This is a genomic window from Vibrio sp. 2134-1 (assembly GCF_033339495.1).
The window spans coordinates 47,299-64,812 of the sequence record NZ_JAWOUS010000014.1; the positions used below are offsets into that span (position 1 = coordinate 47,299).

The window sequence follows — 17,514 nt, forward strand, 5'->3', positions numbered from 1 at the left end:
GGTAAGCCTTTAAACTACGCCTATAATTATCGCCCACATGGAGGATGTTTATTATATGAACATCCTTTATTTTTTGAAACTAGCAACAAGGATCCAGTAAAACATGTTTTTCTGGTTTTGTTTACGTCGACCAAGAAGGTAATTAACACAGCAAATTGAGGTTCTAAGATGACTCTTAACAAGTACTTTGTTTTCATTCCAGCAGAATTGGAACAGGAAATGCACAAGGACAATCAAGTGATCTCTGAGAAGGAAACTCAACGTCAGGCATTAGTAAAACAGGCGCAACAACAAGGCGGCCTGTAAGCTAGGTTTCAAAGAGAAAGAGCACCGCAACGGTGCTCTTTTTGTATCTGAGGTCGTAGAATTAACTTAATATGCCAAGGCTTTTCAACTTTCTGTAAATGGTATTTCGGCTCACACCAAGCATACGAGACGTTTTGCTAATGTTCCCCTGATTGGCTTGATATGTTTTGAGCAACTTATCTTCGACGGCTGCACGCAGTTCTGAAGTTGGTTCAGCGGATGCTGCCCCTTCTTGAGCTTGGCTGAGTTTCTTACTTAGGTGGGCTGGGACGTGTGTGAGTTCCAATATTTCTTCACCTTGCGCCATTAAGGCGGATACTTTGATTAAACTATCGAGTTCACGCAAATTTCCTGGCCATGAGTAAGACAGCATCAGAGAAAGTAGGTGAGGGCAAAGCTGTTGTTCAGATTCGGCGTGACGCCGATGAATGTTCTCAATCAGTTGTCGTTTATCTTCACGCTCCTCAAAGCGAGGTAGCTCAATGATCAAGCCATTAAGGCGATAATACAAATCTTGGCGGAACAATCCTTCGCTGACCAAATGTTCCAGATCTTTATGCGTGGCTGCAATGATTTGCGTATCGACTTGAATGCTTTGGTTGGAACCCACGGGAAGCACGGTTTTATCTTGCAATACATGGAGCAATCGGCTTTGAGCTTCCAAGGGTAAATCCGCGATTTCATCTAGAAACAAAATCCCTTTGTGTGCTTGGCGAATTTTTCCCTGATAGCCTTTGCTGTTTGCGCCAGTAAAGGCACCGGCTACGTAGCCAAATAATTCAGATTCAACCAGATCTTTTGGTAGCGCTCCGCAGTTGACGGAAACTAACGGTCCCGTTTTTCTCTGGCTGTTTTTATGGAGTGCTTTTACAAACTCGTTTTTGCCAACACCAGTCTCTCCGAGAATCAACAAACTGATGTCTTTATCGATGACGCGATTAGCTTGCTGCCAACAGTGCTCAACAGCGGAGTCGCCATAATGAAGATCATTGGACGCCGCTACAGCACGAGACTTGACCTTGCTATCTTTATCGGTAAGCGGTTTTGTTTTGAAAACGAAAGGGTGCTCATTTCCCCGAGTGGATAGAATGTCGTCTAAGGATTGCCCAATGATACTTTTTTGCGCAAAAAGTTGAGAGGCTACTTGATTGTGAGCCAAAACTTGTCCGTCTTCATTTGCAATGATAATTCCTTGCCAACCACTATTCAGTAAACCTTTTTCGCACGCTAAATCCACACGAATATGCCCTTGTGGAATCAAGTTAAGTAGTTGATTCTCCACTTGCTGGACCATGTTTTGTACTAGTACTTGCGTTGAGAAGTCATGTCTCTTTTGCTCGCTCGTAATATCTAATACGCCAATGAGGTTACCAAGATGATCGAAAATAGGATTAGCCGAACAGCTAATAAAACGATGGTGTTGGATAAAGTGCTGATCACCAATAACAGAAACGGGCTTTGCTTCAACCAAGGCTGTACCAATCGCGTTGGTGCCTTTGACCTTTTCTTGCCAGCATGCACCAGAGCTTAGCGAGATTTCCGTTAACTTTTCACGAAATCTAGGCTGTCCCCAACTGCCGATGATGACACCATCTGAATCCGTCAAAATTAAGCGACTGTCGCTATGAGCAAATAGCTGATTAAACAAAGGGAGCGCAAATTGAGTGACTGCCTCTAGCAAAAAATTGAGTTGGTGACGCCTATCTTGGAGCGTCGCTGGCGTTACTCGAATATCTTCAGGGCGTCGACGCTGTTTTAAACCCGCTTGTTCACTTCTGACCCATGAAGTTGAAAGCCAATTGTTATCGCTAATATGTTGAAGTTCCATGACTGTACCATTTTGTCACAGTGAGGGTGTGCCATTTTGGAACACTTGAACATTGGTGTTCACACCATACATCCGCTCAAACATCGCTCACTTGGTTTGTTATCGCTTGGTAATCATAGTTTTACATTTAATTAACAACAAGTATGGCGTAGTTGGCGTGTGACTTGCGTAATGCTCTTTGTGAACAGTGCGATACGACACTGCAATAACACATTGAACGAGAAACAAAAGGAAGAGTTATGATCTATGCACAGCCAGGTAGTGAAAATGCCATTGTTAACTTTAAATCGCATTACGATAACTTTATCGGTGGGGAATGGGTAAAACCAACGGGTGGTGAGTACTTTGACAATATCTCACCAATCAACGGACAAGCGTATTGTAAAGTTGCTCGCTCTGGCGAGGAAGATATTAATTTAGCACTGGATGCCGCGCACAACATCAGAGCAAAATGGGCCAAAACCAGCGTGACAGAACGTTCGAACATCTTGCTGAAAATTGCTGACCGTATTGAGCAGCATCTAGAAGAGCTTGCTGTTGCAGAAACTTGGGAAAACGGCAAACCAGTTCGCGAAACCTTGGCGGCAGATTTACCTTTAGTAGTGGATCACTTCCGTTACTTCGCTGGCTGTATTCGCGCACAAGAAGGCAGTGCGGCAGAACTGGATGAGCACACCGCAAGCTACCACTTCCCAGAACCGATTGGTGTGGTTGGTCAAATTATTCCGTGGAACTTCCCAATGTTGATGGCGGCTTGGAAACTAGCACCGGCACTAGCGGCGGGTTGCTGTGTGGTATTGAAGCCAGCAGAGCAAACCCCAACATCCATTCTGGTTCTGATGGAAAAAATCGGTGACCTTCTTCCTCCTGGTGTCATCAACGTTGTAAACGGATATGGTTCTGAAGCGGGTCAAGCATTAGCAACCAGCAACCGCATTGCGAAACTCGCGTTTACCGGGTCTACGCAAGTTGGCAACCACATTCTGAAATGTGCAGCAGACAACTTGATCCCATCGACAGTTGAGTTAGGTGGTAAATCTCCAAACATCTACTTCTCAGATATCTTCGATTACGAAGATGAGTATCTTGATAAGTGTATCGAAGGTACGTTACTTGGTTTCTTCAACCAAGGTGAAGTTTGTACTTGTCCATCTCGCGTACTGGTTCATGAAGCGATTTATGACAAGTTTGTAGAGAAACTGACGGAACGTGCACAGCTGATTAAACAAGGTAATCCGCTCGATACCGATACTCAAGTTGGTGCTCAGGCTTCTCAAGAACAGTTTGATAAGATTTTAAGTTACCTGGAAATCGGCCGTGAAGAAGGCGCAAAAGTGGTCTTTGGTGGTGGAGTGTCAGAACAGCCAGAGTCTATCAACCAGGGGTACTACATTCAGCCAACCATGTTGGAAGGCCACAACAAGATGCGAATCTTCCAAGAAGAAATCTTTGGCCCAGTGATCGCTATCACCAAATTCAAAGATGAGGCTGAAGCGTTGGAAATCGCAAACGACACTGAATATGGCTTAGGCGCAGGTGTTTGGACACGTGATGCGAACGTTGCATATCGTATGGGCCGTAATATTGAAGCTGGCCGGATCTGGATTAACTGTTACCACGCTTACCCTGCACACGCAGCGTTCGGTGGTTACAAAAAATCGGGTATCGGGCGCGAAACGCACAAGATGATGCTGGATCACTACCAGAACACGAAGAACTTGCTGATTAGCTACAGCATCGACCCGTTAGGCTTCTTCTAGTGAAACTAAGTAATTAATAAAGAAAAAGCAGTATGAATCAAAACCCCGAATCTTCGGGGTTTTTTATTAGCGTGAGCTTGTCGGCTGAAGGTTAACTTAGATGTTTAACCTGCTTATATTGTGATATCAGGAACGTTGAATTATCGCCACTTTTCGTTCCATAAGCTTTTCTACGGCGGCGTTTTGCTTGTCAATGTTGAGTTGCGGATCAAAGTCCAAAACGCGATTGCAAGATTCGAGACTGGCAAATTGATTTAAACATTCACCAAGCTCTCTTTTAGAGCTTGTTCGCATCAGACTGCTTTCTGATGAGGAGAGTAGGGTGACTTTACGGCCATGAAACGTTCCTTGCGGCACTGCATCACTTTGCTGCGCTTGTTGAACGTCATGAACCGATGAATTGGTGTATGTGGATTGGATGTCATTGGACATAAAGACACCTAAACTCTCAAGTCTAAAGTTTGTGGCATCGGTGGTGCCTCATCAATAGTTACATGAGAAGACAATAACGCTTCCCACGACTCGCTGTGCGTCAGCAATTCTGCTAAAGCTGTTTCAAAATATTCGTAATCCAGTCGCCTAATGTTAATGAGTCGGTTTAAACATAGGACGTGTCGGTGGTTATCTAAACTAAAAAATAACTGGTGCTCAGGCCAGTGATAATTAAAGGCCAAAAAAGAACGATAAAGATCGGAATTTACAATTTGAAGGCCAACAATCTCAGCTTCGAGCTGCAGAGTTGTCGATTCAGGATGAAAGATGATATGCACCCTTAGATTATCATCAAAGGCTAAGCTTACTTCATTTTCCGTTAGATGCAGTGCAGGCAAGCCTATTTGATGAGCAAACTTTAGCAAAATCTCATCGATAGTTTGGCGTGCTGACATAGGAATAGTCCCTTTTGAAATTTTATCAAGGAAAATATTAGATGTATCTCTTCATGTTTATCAATATTAGTCGGTTGTTATTATATTTTGGCTTTTAAATGTGTTGAGAGAAATAGAAAGGCAAAAGTAAATGTGTTCAGATGCATATCTCAATGGCAATGAGATATATGAATATCATTTTTCTCTAATAAACTTCAATTAAGGAAGGAATGAAAGTGAGCAGAAACTGCTTTTGAAATTACAGTCCATGTTAACTACGTGTTGTTGAAAAATGCGATTTATTGTCCGCTTGTAGTATAAATATAAGTTGATCTTTTATATTTTTACATAAAGAATTGTGTGAATTTCAAATGAGCTAGATTATATAAAATAAGTTTATGGGGTCATAATGAACAATTCTATATGGGCTGGTTTTATTGGGTTATTCATACTGAGTGGGTGCAGTCAGACTGTGTCCGTTAATGGGGTGGATGGCTTTGATACACAGAGTCAGGCATCAGTCTATGGTTGGGTTTCTGTCGACGGCTACTTTCCACCTTCGATTACTTCTCTTGAAGTGGAAATATGTAAAATTATTGATAATCAATGTTTTAAATCGGCATCTCAGAGCTACCAAGGCGTTCAGTTGCCTGTGCAGTATTCGTTTTTAATTGCACCAATTCAAGCTGGTGAAGGAAAAATGAAGATTATTGGAAAGCTTTATTCAAACGGTGAGCTCGTTGCGGAAAAAGAAAAGAACTATTTATTTTTAGAGGGAAATAAACAAGAAAACTTGATTCTTGTTCCAAAAATAAACAGATAAAATTTTAAGTACTACATTTTTATTAGAATTTTCTAATTTATAAAAATAAAGACTATATCTTTCCTTTTGTGAAAGATTTGTTGTCTTTTATAAACATTAATTACATGACTTTGAAGTCATCGGGTCAGTTGTTTTTTAGACTCATACTTGTTGCAAAAACAGTATTTTTTATGATTATATCTCGCTCCTTGAACACGTTGGCTTGGCGTTTTAGGCTATAAAACATACATTTTTATGATTTTGGAAATTTAATTTTGTTCTCGAAACGATGCCGAAATCTATTTAATTGTATTCTAATGTATAACAAAACAACCAAACTTAAATAACGAAATGATATTTAAGTTTTGGCTAATGATAAACGCTATCTGATAAAAATAATAAAGACGGACAGCAGAAATTTACTAAGTCAAACTTTTACCTTTAGGTAAAGGTAATGCTTGGGTTATTCGCTAATTATTCGGGGGGTATGGTAAGTGATAGAACTTCTATGCTCTTTTCTTTGCTTCTTTAATTCATACAGCAGTACTTAGAAATAACAACAATCAAAGTAGTGCTTTGAAAGTTTCTCAACATTTGCACTGAGAAACTCAAAATAATGAAGGGTAGAAAATGGATGTGTCAGGCCAACTAAACTCAGAAAGGGTCGACTCGAGTTCACGAAAAATTCGTAGTTTTTCCTGCTATGAAAAATCTGACGAAGTATTTCACTCAGACCAGTCTCACATTGTTGTCGTTCACAATGGTCAGCTTCGAGTTCAAACAGGTGATTGCACAATCGATGTTGCTGCAGAAAATGGGGTATTTCTATCCCAAGGAGATTACTTGTTAGAGTACTCTCCGCTAGATGGGGCATACAAAGCGTCGATTATTGCCTACGACAATGAACTCGTTAGTCAGTTGCTGCAAAAACACAGTGATCTCTTGATGATGCTGCCTAAGGTAGACAAAGTTTGTTCTGGTTTGTTTACTTTTGGTTTGAACATACTCGTTGAACAAGTGCTTTCCAGCATGCAGACGCTTGAGCAACAAGCGTACCCTGATGCCATTATGTGCCTAAAATACGAAGAACTACTCATTCTCTTGCTACACAGCAAAGGAGGAGAATCACTGTATGCGTTGCTGTCACAACAAACAAACCGTACGTCGGAACGGTTACGTCGATTTATGGAACAGCATTACTTAAAAGAATGGAAGTTGACAGACTACGCGCAGGAGTTTGGTGCCAGCTTAACCACTTTTAAAGAGCTTTTTAATGAGCACTATGGCATTTCTCCAAGAGCTTGGATCAGTGAGCGTCGACTACTGCATGCTCATAAACTGCTGTTGACGAGCAAGATGAGCATTGTAGATGTGGCGATGGAGGCAGGGTTTTCCAGCCAGTCTTACTTTACGCAGAGTTACCGTCGTCGTTTTGGAACGACCCCAAGCCGCGTACGTTCGGGAGACGATCAAGTGGCTATCGCGAAATGAAATGACTTGGGACTAAAATTTTCTGACTAATTTTGAAAGTCACTCACCAGTGTAAATTCTATTATGTATCGTGTAACAACGAACGATTAAAAATTATTACATCTCTTTCTTTCTGGATTGTTCGAAAGGGGTGCGGAGACGAACATAAATGAAAAAGCAGCATTGGCGACGCCGTTCGCTTTTTCCAGACAGCATAGTGACACAGCGGAAAGTGACTGTTTTACAAAGAGGAGCTCGTTATGAAAGCGCCTCGAAACCTACGCAGGATCTCAATGTTGTGCACGTCAATCACCGACAATTGTTGAGTGAAGGCGTCATAAATTATGAGCAGTTATCTTTACTTCAACGCTTGTTGGATAGAAATGTCGTCGATAGCCTGTGCGCTAGCCAGTTAGTAAAAACGTATCAAAAACTTGGTGCTTCGATAGACCGGTTTGCCATGCGTTTATTTTTGGAAATTGGATCGCAGCTCAGTGATAGCAGCACAATCACAACGTTCGAACAAAGGCTGGACTACATCAACTCTCGTCTGGGCTTTCGCTTTAATTTGGCTGTCCCAAAAACGTTGATGCTTTGTTTCCATTTATCACTCAACGAGTGGATTAACCGACAAGTCGATCAAAGTGCTCTTCATGCTTCGATTAAAGTTGAACAACTTATCAATCAACTCGATATTCAGAAGGAATATTGGTCGAAGCTATCAGGGGAAGACACCAGTGCCGTCTTTGTTCAACAGCAACTCGATCTCATTAAGAGCCAGCAGCATCAACTTAAAAAGCAACTTGGGACGTTAAGCGAACAACAGTTGCAAGTGATTGAATGTCATCGTTCGTTAATTGAGAAGTGGCAACCGTCTTTAGACGAGCTGAAAGGGTTCGCGGAGTACACCTCTACAACCGAACAATTTATTTCTGAGTGGAAAAATTGGTGTTCGGAAGTGCGACTTGAGGCCCCCGAGCTGAACGAAGTTTGGGATGCATGCGATGTGGTTTACAACGACCAAAATGCGGTTGCGAAAGTATGGCAATGGTTCAAGAACATGCAAACTGTTGGTGATATCGATCACTACTATTTTGATACTCAAAGTGGTCAGTGCGGCCAGGCTTGCAATCACCTCAGCCAGATCTAAATAGGGCGTTAAATGTTAGATAAGATGATGAAATCTTTAGCGGAAGCGCTAAAGGTAGGGGATTTTATTGCCTCAGAAAATGGTTCTTACAACATCGAGGTTGACCAGTTATCACTGACCATCAAGCAACATGCGTCATGGATTTTATGGGAAGCGACGTTACCCTTCCAGTTTAAAGAGCATCTAGATTATCAACAAGAACAAGCGTTACAACGTTGCATGCAGCTCTCATTAAAAACCATTCGTGAGGATGGCGGCGTACTGACAACCAATGATGATCAGCAATTGATTTTGCAAAGTAAAGTACGGGTTGAGGACTGTTCGGTGGAACGGTTCTCTGCTTTGCTTTCTAAGCACGTCAATCTCTGTGAGCGTTACATTGCATTATTGGAACAAGAACGTGTGAACCACACAATCAACCATACAGTGTGGTTACCATGATGCTAAAAATCTTTCCCAACATTAGACGTGCTGCAACAAAGGCATTGTTATGCGCAGTGAGTGTTGTTCCTTTGGGATATGCGCAAGCAACAGACTTACACTGGCCCGAACAACCGTTCCGCTACTATGCAGATAACGACTCATTAAAAGAGTTGTTGAATAACTTCGGTGCAAATTATCGTGTCTCGGTTTCTGTTAGTGACAAAGTCAACGATCGAGTGAATGGGCGTTTTACCCCTGAAGATCCGGCGGAATTCCTCGATTACTTATCGCAAGTGTACAACTTGATGTGGTATTTCGATGGTGCCGTCTTACATGTCTATAAGGCGACAGAAACTCGCTCACGTTTACTTCAATTGGAATTACTTACGGCTAGAGAGCTACGCAGTACGTTAATTTCCACCGGCGTTTGGGATTCTCGTTATGGTTGGAGAGCGGCTGAGAGCAAAGGGTTAGTCTATCTTGCGGGTCCTCCACGTTATGTCGACTTAGTGGTACAAACGGCGGAGGCATTGGAAACGCGCTTGCTGCAGAAATCGAATTCAACCGACGAATTATTCGTTGAGATAATTCCTTTGAAGTACGCTTCTGCAACGGATAGAGAAATTGCATATCGAGATCAGACAATTACGGTCCCTGGCATCGCATCGGTGTTAAAACGGGTCGTGTCTGGTGTTCAAACTCAAGTGACGAGTGCGTCTAGCAAAGAAGTTACCAGTTCAGATAAGCCTGTAAAAAGTAATAAAACCGCCTCAGTTCATGGTGGCGCAACAGTTGAAGCAGAGCCGGGCCTTAATGCGATTATCGTTCGTGATACTCAAGCACGATTACCGCTCTATCGTAAACTGGTCGCGCAATTAGACCAGCCGCAATCAAGAATTGAAGTCGCGCTATCGATTGTCGATATCAGTGCCAACGATTTAAGTCAGTTAGGCGTGGATTGGCGAGCGGGAGTGTCTGTCGGAAACAACCGCATTGTCGATATCAAAACAACCGGTGATGTGAATTCGGGGGATGTGACGCTCGGCAGTGGACAGAACTTTAAGTCCTTGCTTGATTCAACCAACCTCAATTACTTGCTGGCTCAAATTCGTTTATTGGAATCCAAAGGCAGTGCTCAAGTGGTTTCAAGACCAACATTGTTAACTCAGGAAAATGTCGAAGCGGTACTGAACAACAGCAGCACGTTTTACGTCAAGCTGGTTGGTAAAGAAACCGCAGCGCTGGAAGAGGTCACGTATGGCACGTTACTGAGAATTGTCCCACGTATCGTTGGTGATAGATTTGCTGCACGACCTGAAATTAACCTGAGCCTTCATCTTGAAGACGGTGCAAAGATCGCTGATGGTGGCGTCGATGATCTTCCTTCCGTTCGTAAAACTGAAATCAGCACCTTAGCGACGGTTAAACAAGGGCAAAGCTTACTTATCGGTGGTGTGTACCGAGATGAAGTGAGCCATCAGTTACGTAAAGTGCCATTGCTAGGAGACATCCCATATTTAGGCGCGCTGTTTAGAAGTAATACCAACACTAAGCGCCGCACAGTACGAATGTTTATTTTAGAACCTCGAATTGTTGTGGATGGTATTGGCGATAGTGTGTTGATTGGCAACGAATATGACTTGCGACCAAGTATCGGCAAGCTTAACAACATCTCCAACAATAGCGCTGAATTTAAATCGGTAGTGGAAGTATATAGCTGCACATCGAGGGTTCAAGCCGAGCGCTATCAACAAGACTTATTGTCACAGCAAAAGTCGTCTCAATTAACGCAGTGCCAATTACCAACAGGACAAAAGGGTTGGCGGGTGAAAGTATTGGAATGTGATGACTCACAAAGTGAGTGTGCGCGCCCTTCAGAGGAGTCTTAACCGCGATGCAGCAATGGAAAATTCGTATTTTATCAGGCGTGCATACCGGAGTAGAAGTCACCTTACCTGAAGGTGCTCTCGTGCTTGGCAGTGACGACTTTATTGCTGATCTTGTACTGTCTGATGCTGGGGTCGAAGCGAACCATTTCACCCTCGTTTGCCAGCAAGACTCGGTCATTTTACGAGGCTGCGAAGAGGCAAATATTAACAGTGAAGACATCGCTGTTGCAGGCGATGGTATCGAGTTGTCACGCCATGCTGTTGTCTCGGTCGGCGTTGTGAAGTTCGCTCTGGGATACGCGGAAGATGCGTTAATTGTGAGTAACGTCAGCGACGAATCTAGCCAACAGAATACACCTGTGGTTGCTGTGCAACGCTCTAGCTGGAAAAAAACAACGCTCATCGCTTTGCTTTGTAGTTTTGTCCCGAGTGTCATTTTTGCCGGTATGTGGTACAGCCAAGCTAACGGAAACAACAATGAAATTGTTACAGAAGCAGAACCCATTGTTTTGGTACGTAACATCTTAGGCGAGCTCAAACTTAGCGACGTTCGCGTGGAATGGAATGCCGCCGCACGCCAAGCAGTCTTAGAGGGCTATGTTGAAGACCGAACACAGAAACTCGATTTGCTTGGTCGAATTGATGTATTGGGCATCAATTACAAAAGTGACTTAAGAACGATGGAAGAAATCCGTCGCGGGGTTCGATTTATTTTGCGCAACCTCGGCTATCACCAAGTGAAAGTCGAAAATGGCGATGAGACCGGCACACTGCTGCTGACGGGCTATATCGATGATGCAAGCCGCTGGAACCAAGTTGAACAAATCTTGGAGCGAGACGTGCCGGGTCTTATTGCGTGGAAGGTTGAACTGCAGCGAGCGGGTGCCTACATGGATACGCTAAAAGCGTTATTAACGGATGCGGAGCTACTGAAGAAAGTCCAGTTGGTCACCAGCGGTGATCGCATCGAAGTTCGTGGTGAGCTTGATGATATCGAAACGACTCGATTTTACGGTGTGACCCGAGACTTCCGGGAACAATATGGTGAGAAACCGTACTTAGTTTTGAAATCCATACCTAAGGTGAGTAAAGGCACCAACATCGATTTCCCGTTTCGTAGCGTTAACTTTGGCCAGGTTCCATATGTGATTCTGACCGATAACGTTCGCTATATGGTCGGTGCAAGAACGCCTCAGGGCTACCGAATATCCAGTGTTACACCTGCTGGTATTGAGTTGGTTAAAGGCGGGCGGGTGATAACAATAGAACTCGGATATGAAGGCGAGACGAACAATGACAAATCTTGAACAAATTTTAAATAACGACACAAACGGTGCGGAAGTGCACAAGATTAAGAGCAAGCTCTTAGAAGCACAAGCGGTGGTGAAACGTCAGTTGGATTTAGGGTGCTCACCACAGCAGTACCAATTGCTACTCAAACAGTATGAAGCTTACACAGCCGCCTATGCGGTCGTTGAATCATACGAAGCTAACTAAAAAATACGAGGAAGTCTTATGTCATTTTACGATGCTAGTAACAGTGTAAACCTTGATGATGTTAAAGCTAAGTTAGAACAACAAGCGAAAGATGCTAACACAGAAGTGACGGCAGCCATCAAGAACCTAGAAACCAATGCCGATGATCCATCAAAGCTTGCCGAGCTTCAGCACGCGATCAACAAATGGTCTGTTGTTTACAATATCAATGCGACCACCACTCGTGCGATTAAAGATGTGATGCAGTCGATTCTCCAGAAGGTGTAAAGCATGGAACGAGAAACGCGCCAACTGCTGGCTGAAATCGCGCTGATGGCAACAGGTATGCATCGTCATCAAGAAGCCAACACGATTGCAGACGGCCTTGAAGCAAGCTCAGGTTCTGAAGAGACCGTTGCGATGATTCGTGCAATGAGCCTCATGAATAAAGGCTTGTATGAAGAGGCTCATCAATTACTCGAACCACTTTGTAACGCCTATCCAGATCTGATCAGCTTAGCGGCTCTTGCTTCTGCCAAAGCCGGTTTACTGAGCAAAGCGGAAAGCTGGGTAGAACTTGCGTCACAAGGAAGCGAAGAAAGCCAAGCATTTGCTGCGAGCTTTTCTCAGGAGATTAGGAATCTTGGATGATCATTGATTCGAGTAACCTAGGTCTTCAACACCAATCTTTGCGCCAGTCGGAGTCGCGCCATTATGAGCGGAGCGATGAAGACAAGATGAAAGCACTCATGGAGCGAAGTGACAAGCAAGAGCAAGTTTCACATGTTTCTCCAAAAGAGACGCTAGAGAAAACAGAAGCGAAACTGGCAGAGATCAAAGCGTGGTATGAATCATTAAAAGACGCAGAGGTTGTCAGTAAACAAAGTGTCTTATCGTCGTTAAATGAAGCGTTTTCCGACCCTCAAGTTAAACGAGAGGCAATGTGGTACGCCTTTCATGAGGCGAAGAGTGCAAAAGGCAACGAACAGCCACAATCTGATTTGTTAAAGGTGTTGAAGCAGGAGTTACTAGGGAGTTTTTCGGGACAGCTTATTGCCGAACCACCTGCTGATAAAACAGCACTAAAAGCAATGCTAGCGCAGCATTTTCCACTGGGTGCCCAGAAAGAACAAGCCTTATGGCATTGCTGGGCAGAGTTGAAGTCGTTACCTGATATGGCATCAACACTGGACATGGTTCGTGATGAACTTAGCTTCATGATCCAAAAAAATGCGATGGTGAAAAACATCATGACTCACAGTCACAAGTTAGATTTATCTTAGGAGTACATATGATAAACACGCAGTACACCGAGGTGATGCAAACCAACATTGATAAGTTACAGGATGCGCAAGTCGAAGACGGTTTAAGCGAACGTTTTGAGCAAGCCATGTCGGTTCCCGAGGCAAGTAATGGCCTGGAGGGAGGTTTGCTAGAAAACATCAGCGAGTTGAAAAACACTATCGATAACGCGAAAAGTAACCTGCAAGACAACATGAAGATGGTGGGTGATGATCCGGCGCAATTACTGCAAATGCAGTGGGCGCTGACACGCATTACTTTTCAAGAAGAGCTGATCGCGAAAACCGTGGGTAAAACCACACAAAACGTAGAAACCTTATTGAAGGCACAATAGTGATGATGAATAAAATGAGAGCAGTTTTCATCATGCTCACGTTGTTTCTGGTAGGTTGTCAGACCGAGTTATACACCAACGTTACTCAGAAAGAGGGTAATGAGATGTTGTCGATCTTACTATCCGAAGGTGTCGTTGCAACAAAAGAGCCTGACAAAGACAACACCGTCAAGTTAATGGTAGACAGTTCTCAAATCGCCTTCGCGGTAGACGCGCTAAAGCGAAAAGGTTATCCAAGAGAGCAGTTTTCCACACTGAAAGAAGTGTTTCCCAAAGACGATTTGATCTCGTCACCATTAGCAGAACGAGCACGTTTGGTATACGCAAAATCTCAGGAGCTCTCCTCAACCTTATCTCAGATTGATGGCGTGCTAGTGGCACGTGTTCATGTTGTTTTGGAAGATCAAGATCTGCGTCCAGGAGAGCGCCCAACTCCAGCTTCTGCCTCCGTATTTATTAAACACGCAGCAGATATTGCGCTTGATTCATATGTTCCGCAGATCAAATTATTAGTGAACAATAGCATTGAGGGGCTGAACTACGATCGAATCAGCGTAGTGATGGTACCCTCATCAGAGGTTCGAGTTGCTACTCAAAACAATCAATTTAAAAGCATTTTGTCGGTTCAGGTCACCAAAGAGACGGCGAATAATCTTATCGCCATTTTGGTGTTCTTGGTAGCGGCACTCATCGGCTCGAATATCGCTACTTTTACATGGTGTCGTAGGAACACGAAGCGTGGTTAAACCAGAAACACCACTCGCGCAGGTACAACACCAGTTTAACTATGCGCCTTGCCAGTACATCCATAGAAGTTGGATAGAGCAAAAGCAGCCTTGGTTACTAAATATCGAAGGCTGGAGAGATAACCCCATGTTTAACCAATGGTGCATAAATGAGTGGGCGTTATCTCCCGTTCCTGAGACGGCTTTTAACAAACCTTGCCATAGCTTGGCGTTGCTCCCAGCGGATGCGTTGAACCAACTCGTATTGATGGTGGGCGGAGCTTTACATTGTGTGGCAATGCGAGGCGTTGTTTTAAAACATCCTAAACAGGTTCTGAACAACGTATTTGGTTTGGAAGGCGCTCGGTTCTTAATTCAAAACGGGCCTATGCTGTTATCCAGCTGGCCGCAAGGCTGGCAGCGTTCGTTACCAGAACTACTGGATGAAAGGTCTGTTGAAGCAAGCATGAGGGCGCTGGGATATTTTTGGATGAGGTTTATTTTGATTAACTCACCGGAAGATGTTGTTCTTCGTTGGCAATTCAAATTAGAAAAGCAACTTAGCGAAAACGCGGAAACAGCTAACTGGTTGGAAGCGGATCAACGAGATCTGGCGTATCGACTCACAAAAAAAATCGCAAAACAGGTTATTCCTCAATGGTTTCATTTGTTGAAATAAAAACAGACAATTTGCAGCTGGCACCTGGCTTAAAGGTGCTGAAAGCGAAAGATTATGCCAGTTATCTGGATTCGCAACACTTAGTTGAAGCCGCGAACTCCAAAGCTGAAAGCATCATTGCTAATGCCCAGCAAGCCTACGAAACCGAAAAACAACGTGGTTATCAAGATGGCCTTGCACAAGCCAAGATTGAAAATGCGCAAACGATGGTTGAAACCTTAGCACGTTGTAATGACTACTATCAGCAAGTCGAAGAAAAAATGACAGGTGTGGTGTTAGAAGCAGTACGCAAGATCATCGATACCTTCGATGATGTCGATACCACGGTGAGTGTAGTTCGAGAAGCGTTGCAACTGGTGAGTAACCAAAAGCAGGTCATTTTACATGTCCACCCAGAGCAGGTTGTTGAGGTGAGAGAAAAGGTGGCTGGAGTATTAAGTGATTTCCCTGAAGTCGGTTACGTTGACGTGGTAGCAGATGCGCGCTTGAAAAATGGAGGCTGCATTTTGGAAACAGAAGTTGGGATCATCGACGCCAGTATTGATGGACAGCTGCATGCGTTAAAGCAAGCTATGGTGAAGCAGCTCAGCGAGCGTAAAATTACGATTCATGAATAAACCTTAAAAACTCAGCACTTGCTGAGTTTTTTCATTTTAATGCCTTTAAACAAAAAAAATCCGACCATTTCTAAAATATTCACTGCCATAAATCCTTAAGAATACACCTAAGAAAGCTGCTTAGTTGATAAGTGTTGCAACCAAGCAGCGCCTCTAAAACAACAAAAATAGGATTATTTAGTCGAATGGCTAATGGATTTATAACTTCTTTACTGACAGATTTTGCCAGCCGCTGCCAATTGGAGCCGTTGGTTTTTGATGAGGATGATTGTTGCCATCTACTCGTTGAGCAAAACACAGCAATCACAATTCGTGCACAAGAAGATCGTGTGACGCTTATCGGGCTGATTTCAGGTAATAAACCGAGTGCTGATATTTTGCATCAACATATGAAAGATGCCTTAACGCAAGGCTCTCCAGCGGTATGCTGGGAGGAAGAGACCGGATATATCGGTTTCATACACCTGCCTCAGCAACTGCTAACTGCATCTTTTTTCGATGAGTCATTTGCGAATTTCATCGAGTGGTTAAAAAGTGCGAATACACAAGAAGTAACCAATAAAACAACCGAAGTACCGGAAACGAATACCACTCATTTTTCCACATTAAGGGTTTAAAACATGATCAGTTTTGGAAGTGTTAGCGCGTTGCAGGCCGCCATGCCGCAAGCTCGTAACGAGATACTTAACGAAGGTAAGCTGAGTATTGGTGGCAAAGAATACCAAATCAACGCAGCGACCCAAGAATTTACTCGCGCCAATCCTACGAATGGTGCAGTAGCGCGATTTTTTGAAGCGACAGGAAAACTGTTTCGCGAAGGTAGCCCACAATCGGTAGCGAAAGCCCTTACAAAAGCCGTATTTGATAATGAGCAAGGACAAGCTCAGCGTTTACAAGCTGCTTCTTCTGTTGAGCATGGACAAATGTTCTTCAAAGATGGAAGCATAAAAACCGCATCAGATGTCTTAAATGCCTTTGCGAAGTTAGACAGTAAATCAGTTCAGTCGAACTCTGCTGAGCTAAACCAGTTAGCAGAGCGAGCGATGACAGAGGCAATGTTAGAAACCGATTCTGGTAAAAACCTCACATCACTGATTGGCGAAAGTGCAGCGAAGTCGCTTGCTGGACGTGTAGTAAAAGACTACGGCGGTGGTGTATCTGCAGCGAAGAAAAACCCTGCAGGTAGCATTAATCAAATGCAAGCGGTGTTTGATATGGAGGTGATGCATCTTAAATCGGCGCAACGTCATATCGAAGGTCTAGCAAGCACCGATCTAAGCCAAGGTGTATACGCTGAAGGACTGGCAGAGGACGCGTTTAACAAAAGTGGCGTAACCAATAATGTTGAAAGAGCTGCGGCGTGGATCATTAATGCTTCTAACTCTAAAGGAAACGATGCCGAAAATATTACGTCTTTACTGAAAGAATACGCGTCTAATGGTAAAGATTTATTGAATATGGAAAACCTAAAAGAGCTACACGCTCGATTGGTGCCTAATGTTGAGCGTGATTACCGAGGGCCAAATATTTCGGGTGGTACTTTGCCTTCAAGTATTGGCGGTGAGGGCATGTTAAAGCAGCACATTGAAGGCTTTTTGAAAGAGAACCCTGTAGAAGATAAAGACTTAGGTAAACATTTGTTCGCCGGAGTTATCGGGTACCATGGCTTTACCGATGGAAATGGTCGCATGGGGCGCATGCTATACGCGATAGCAGAACTTCGTAACGACTCGTTCAATCCTTTAGCTATGGATGCAGAAAATAGCCTTCACGGTATTAAGTGATTTTTTACTTCTATTTAATTTTTGGAGCGGCGATTGCCGCTCTTTTATTTTCCAGCTTAACCTTGATTTTTCTTCTCAATAAAACGGCTAATAGCAATAAAAA

21 protein-coding genes are annotated in these 17,514 nt (G+C 43.5%); 18 read left to right on the forward strand and 3 right to left on the reverse strand.

All coding sequences use genetic code 11. The features are described from left to right. The first annotated feature begins 168 nt into the window (after positions 1 to 168). Positions 169 to 306 (forward strand): hypothetical protein, encoded by a 138-nt coding sequence (locus R7R78_RS15830; protein ID WP_005377165.1) that lies wholly within the window; start codon positions 169 to 171, stop codon positions 304 to 306. Positions 307 to 367: 61 nt separating this feature from the next. Here the strand turns inward: R7R78_RS15830 and R7R78_RS15835 are convergent, their stop codons facing one another. Next, positions 368 to 2,134: a sigma-54-dependent Fis family transcriptional regulator gene (locus R7R78_RS15835; protein WP_213895609.1), complete on the reverse strand. Its 1,767-nt coding sequence runs from the start codon at positions 2,132 to 2,134 to the stop codon at positions 368 to 370. Positions 2,135 to 2,373: 239 nt separating this feature from the next. On the opposite strand from R7R78_RS15835, the gene R7R78_RS15840 reads away from it, so the two are divergent. Continuing rightward, positions 2,374 to 3,894, forward strand: coding sequence for an aldehyde dehydrogenase family protein (locus R7R78_RS15840; protein WP_005377169.1), 1,521 nt, complete (start codon positions 2,374 to 2,376; stop codon positions 3,892 to 3,894). Between the two features lie 126 nt (positions 3,895 to 4,020). On the opposite strand, the gene exsE2 is transcribed toward R7R78_RS15840, so the two are convergent. Both exsE2 and exsC read right to left on the reverse strand, forming a co-directional pair. Continuing rightward, positions 4,021 to 4,326 carry a T3SS regulon translocated regulator ExsE2 gene (exsE2, locus tag R7R78_RS15845; protein ID WP_017821350.1) on the reverse strand — a complete coding sequence of 102 codons (306 nt, stop codon included), beginning with the start codon at positions 4,324 to 4,326 and terminating at the stop codon, positions 4,021 to 4,023. 8 nt (positions 4,327 to 4,334) lie between these two features. Then, positions 4,335 to 4,781: a type III secretion system regulatory chaperone ExsC gene (gene exsC / locus R7R78_RS15850; RefSeq protein ID WP_005377174.1), complete on the reverse strand. Its 447-nt coding sequence runs from the start codon at positions 4,779 to 4,781 to the stop codon at positions 4,335 to 4,337. A gap of 388 nt (positions 4,782 to 5,169) precedes the next feature. Between exsC and R7R78_RS15855 the strand changes: the two genes are divergently transcribed. The 16 genes from R7R78_RS15855 to R7R78_RS15930 all read left to right on the forward strand — a co-directional run bounded on the left by R7R78_RS15855 (position 5,170) and on the right by R7R78_RS15930 (position 17,411). Then, positions 5,170 to 5,583 carry a YscW family type III secretion system pilotin gene (locus tag R7R78_RS15855; protein ID WP_017821348.1) on the forward strand — a complete coding sequence of 138 codons (414 nt, stop codon included), beginning with the start codon at positions 5,170 to 5,172 and terminating at the stop codon, positions 5,581 to 5,583. 609 nt (positions 5,584 to 6,192) lie between these two features. Next, positions 6,193 to 7,053: an AraC family transcriptional regulator gene (locus R7R78_RS15860; protein WP_005377191.1), complete on the forward strand. Its 861-nt coding sequence runs from the start codon at positions 6,193 to 6,195 to the stop codon at positions 7,051 to 7,053. 148 nt (positions 7,054 to 7,201) lie between these two features. Beyond that, positions 7,202 to 8,182: a T3SS regulon anti-activator ExsD domain-containing protein gene (locus R7R78_RS15865; protein WP_025768113.1), complete on the forward strand. Its 981-nt coding sequence runs from the start codon at positions 7,202 to 7,204 to the stop codon at positions 8,180 to 8,182. A 12-nt stretch (positions 8,183 to 8,194) separates the two neighbouring features. Next, positions 8,195 to 8,623 (forward strand): YscB family type III secretion system chaperone, encoded by a 429-nt coding sequence (locus R7R78_RS15870; RefSeq protein WP_005377195.1) that lies wholly within the window; start codon positions 8,195 to 8,197, stop codon positions 8,621 to 8,623. Then, the gene (sctC, locus tag R7R78_RS15875; protein WP_212756262.1) at positions 8,620 to 10,494 is read left to right on the forward strand and encodes a type III secretion system outer membrane ring subunit SctC; all 1,875 of its coding nucleotides are present in this window, start codon (positions 8,620 to 8,622) and stop codon (positions 10,492 to 10,494) included. Before R7R78_RS15870 ends, sctC begins: the two co-directional genes overlap by 4 nt. 5 nt (positions 10,495 to 10,499) lie before the next feature. Next, positions 10,500 to 11,801: a type III secretion system inner membrane ring subunit SctD gene (gene sctD, locus R7R78_RS15880; RefSeq protein WP_005377197.1), complete on the forward strand. Its 1,302-nt coding sequence runs from the start codon at positions 10,500 to 10,502 to the stop codon at positions 11,799 to 11,801. Beyond that, positions 11,788 to 11,991, forward strand: a complete 204-nt coding sequence (locus tag R7R78_RS15885; protein ID WP_017821343.1) for an EscE/YscE/SsaE family type III secretion system needle protein co-chaperone — start codon at positions 11,788 to 11,790, stop codon at positions 11,989 to 11,991. Before sctD ends, R7R78_RS15885 begins: the two co-directional genes overlap by 14 nt. An 18-nt stretch (positions 11,992 to 12,009) precedes the next feature. Further along, complete coding sequence (gene sctF / locus R7R78_RS15890) at positions 12,010 to 12,258, forward strand: type III secretion system needle filament subunit SctF (RefSeq protein WP_005377199.1); 249 nt, start codon at positions 12,010 to 12,012, stop codon at positions 12,256 to 12,258. 3 nt (positions 12,259 to 12,261) lie between these two features. After that, entirely contained in the window at positions 12,262 to 12,621 is a 360-nt protein-coding gene (locus R7R78_RS15895; RefSeq protein ID WP_017634556.1) for a YscG family type III secretion system chaperone, read from the forward strand. After that, entirely contained in the window at positions 12,618 to 13,253 is a 636-nt protein-coding gene (locus R7R78_RS15900) for a YopR family T3SS polymerization control protein (RefSeq protein ID WP_054575039.1), read from the forward strand. Before R7R78_RS15895 ends, R7R78_RS15900 begins: the two co-directional genes overlap by 4 nt. 8 nt (positions 13,254 to 13,261) lie before the next feature. Beyond that, complete coding sequence (sctI, locus tag R7R78_RS15905) at positions 13,262 to 13,606, forward strand: type III secretion system inner rod subunit SctI (RefSeq protein ID WP_005387149.1); 345 nt, start codon at positions 13,262 to 13,264, stop codon at positions 13,604 to 13,606. After that, on the forward strand, positions 13,606 to 14,352 hold the full coding sequence (gene sctJ, locus R7R78_RS15910; RefSeq protein WP_086012989.1) for a type III secretion system inner membrane ring lipoprotein SctJ: 747 nt from the start codon (positions 13,606 to 13,608) through the stop codon (positions 14,350 to 14,352). Before sctI ends, sctJ begins: the two co-directional genes overlap by 1 nt. Further along, the gene (gene vscK / locus R7R78_RS15915; RefSeq protein WP_137282060.1) at positions 14,345 to 15,010 is read left to right on the forward strand and encodes a SctK family type III secretion system sorting platform protein VscK; all 666 of its coding nucleotides are present in this window, start codon (positions 14,345 to 14,347) and stop codon (positions 15,008 to 15,010) included. The genes sctJ and vscK overlap by 8 nt, the downstream gene beginning before the upstream one ends. Next, the gene (locus tag R7R78_RS15920; protein ID WP_005387146.1) at positions 14,989 to 15,627 is read left to right on the forward strand and encodes an HrpE/YscL family type III secretion apparatus protein; all 639 of its coding nucleotides are present in this window, start codon (positions 14,989 to 14,991) and stop codon (positions 15,625 to 15,627) included. The genes vscK and R7R78_RS15920 overlap by 22 nt, the downstream gene beginning before the upstream one ends. A 185-nt stretch (positions 15,628 to 15,812) precedes the next feature. Continuing rightward, complete coding sequence (locus R7R78_RS15925) at positions 15,813 to 16,244, forward strand: type III secretion system chaperone (protein ID WP_005377206.1); 432 nt, start codon at positions 15,813 to 15,815, stop codon at positions 16,242 to 16,244. A gap of 3 nt (positions 16,245 to 16,247) precedes the next feature. Then, a complete protein-coding gene (locus R7R78_RS15930; protein WP_104979260.1) occupies positions 16,248 to 17,411 on the forward strand; it encodes a VopS family T3SS effector adenosine monophosphate-protein transferase in 1,164 nt (387 codons plus the stop codon). Positions 17,412 to 17,514 lie beyond the last annotated feature (103 nt).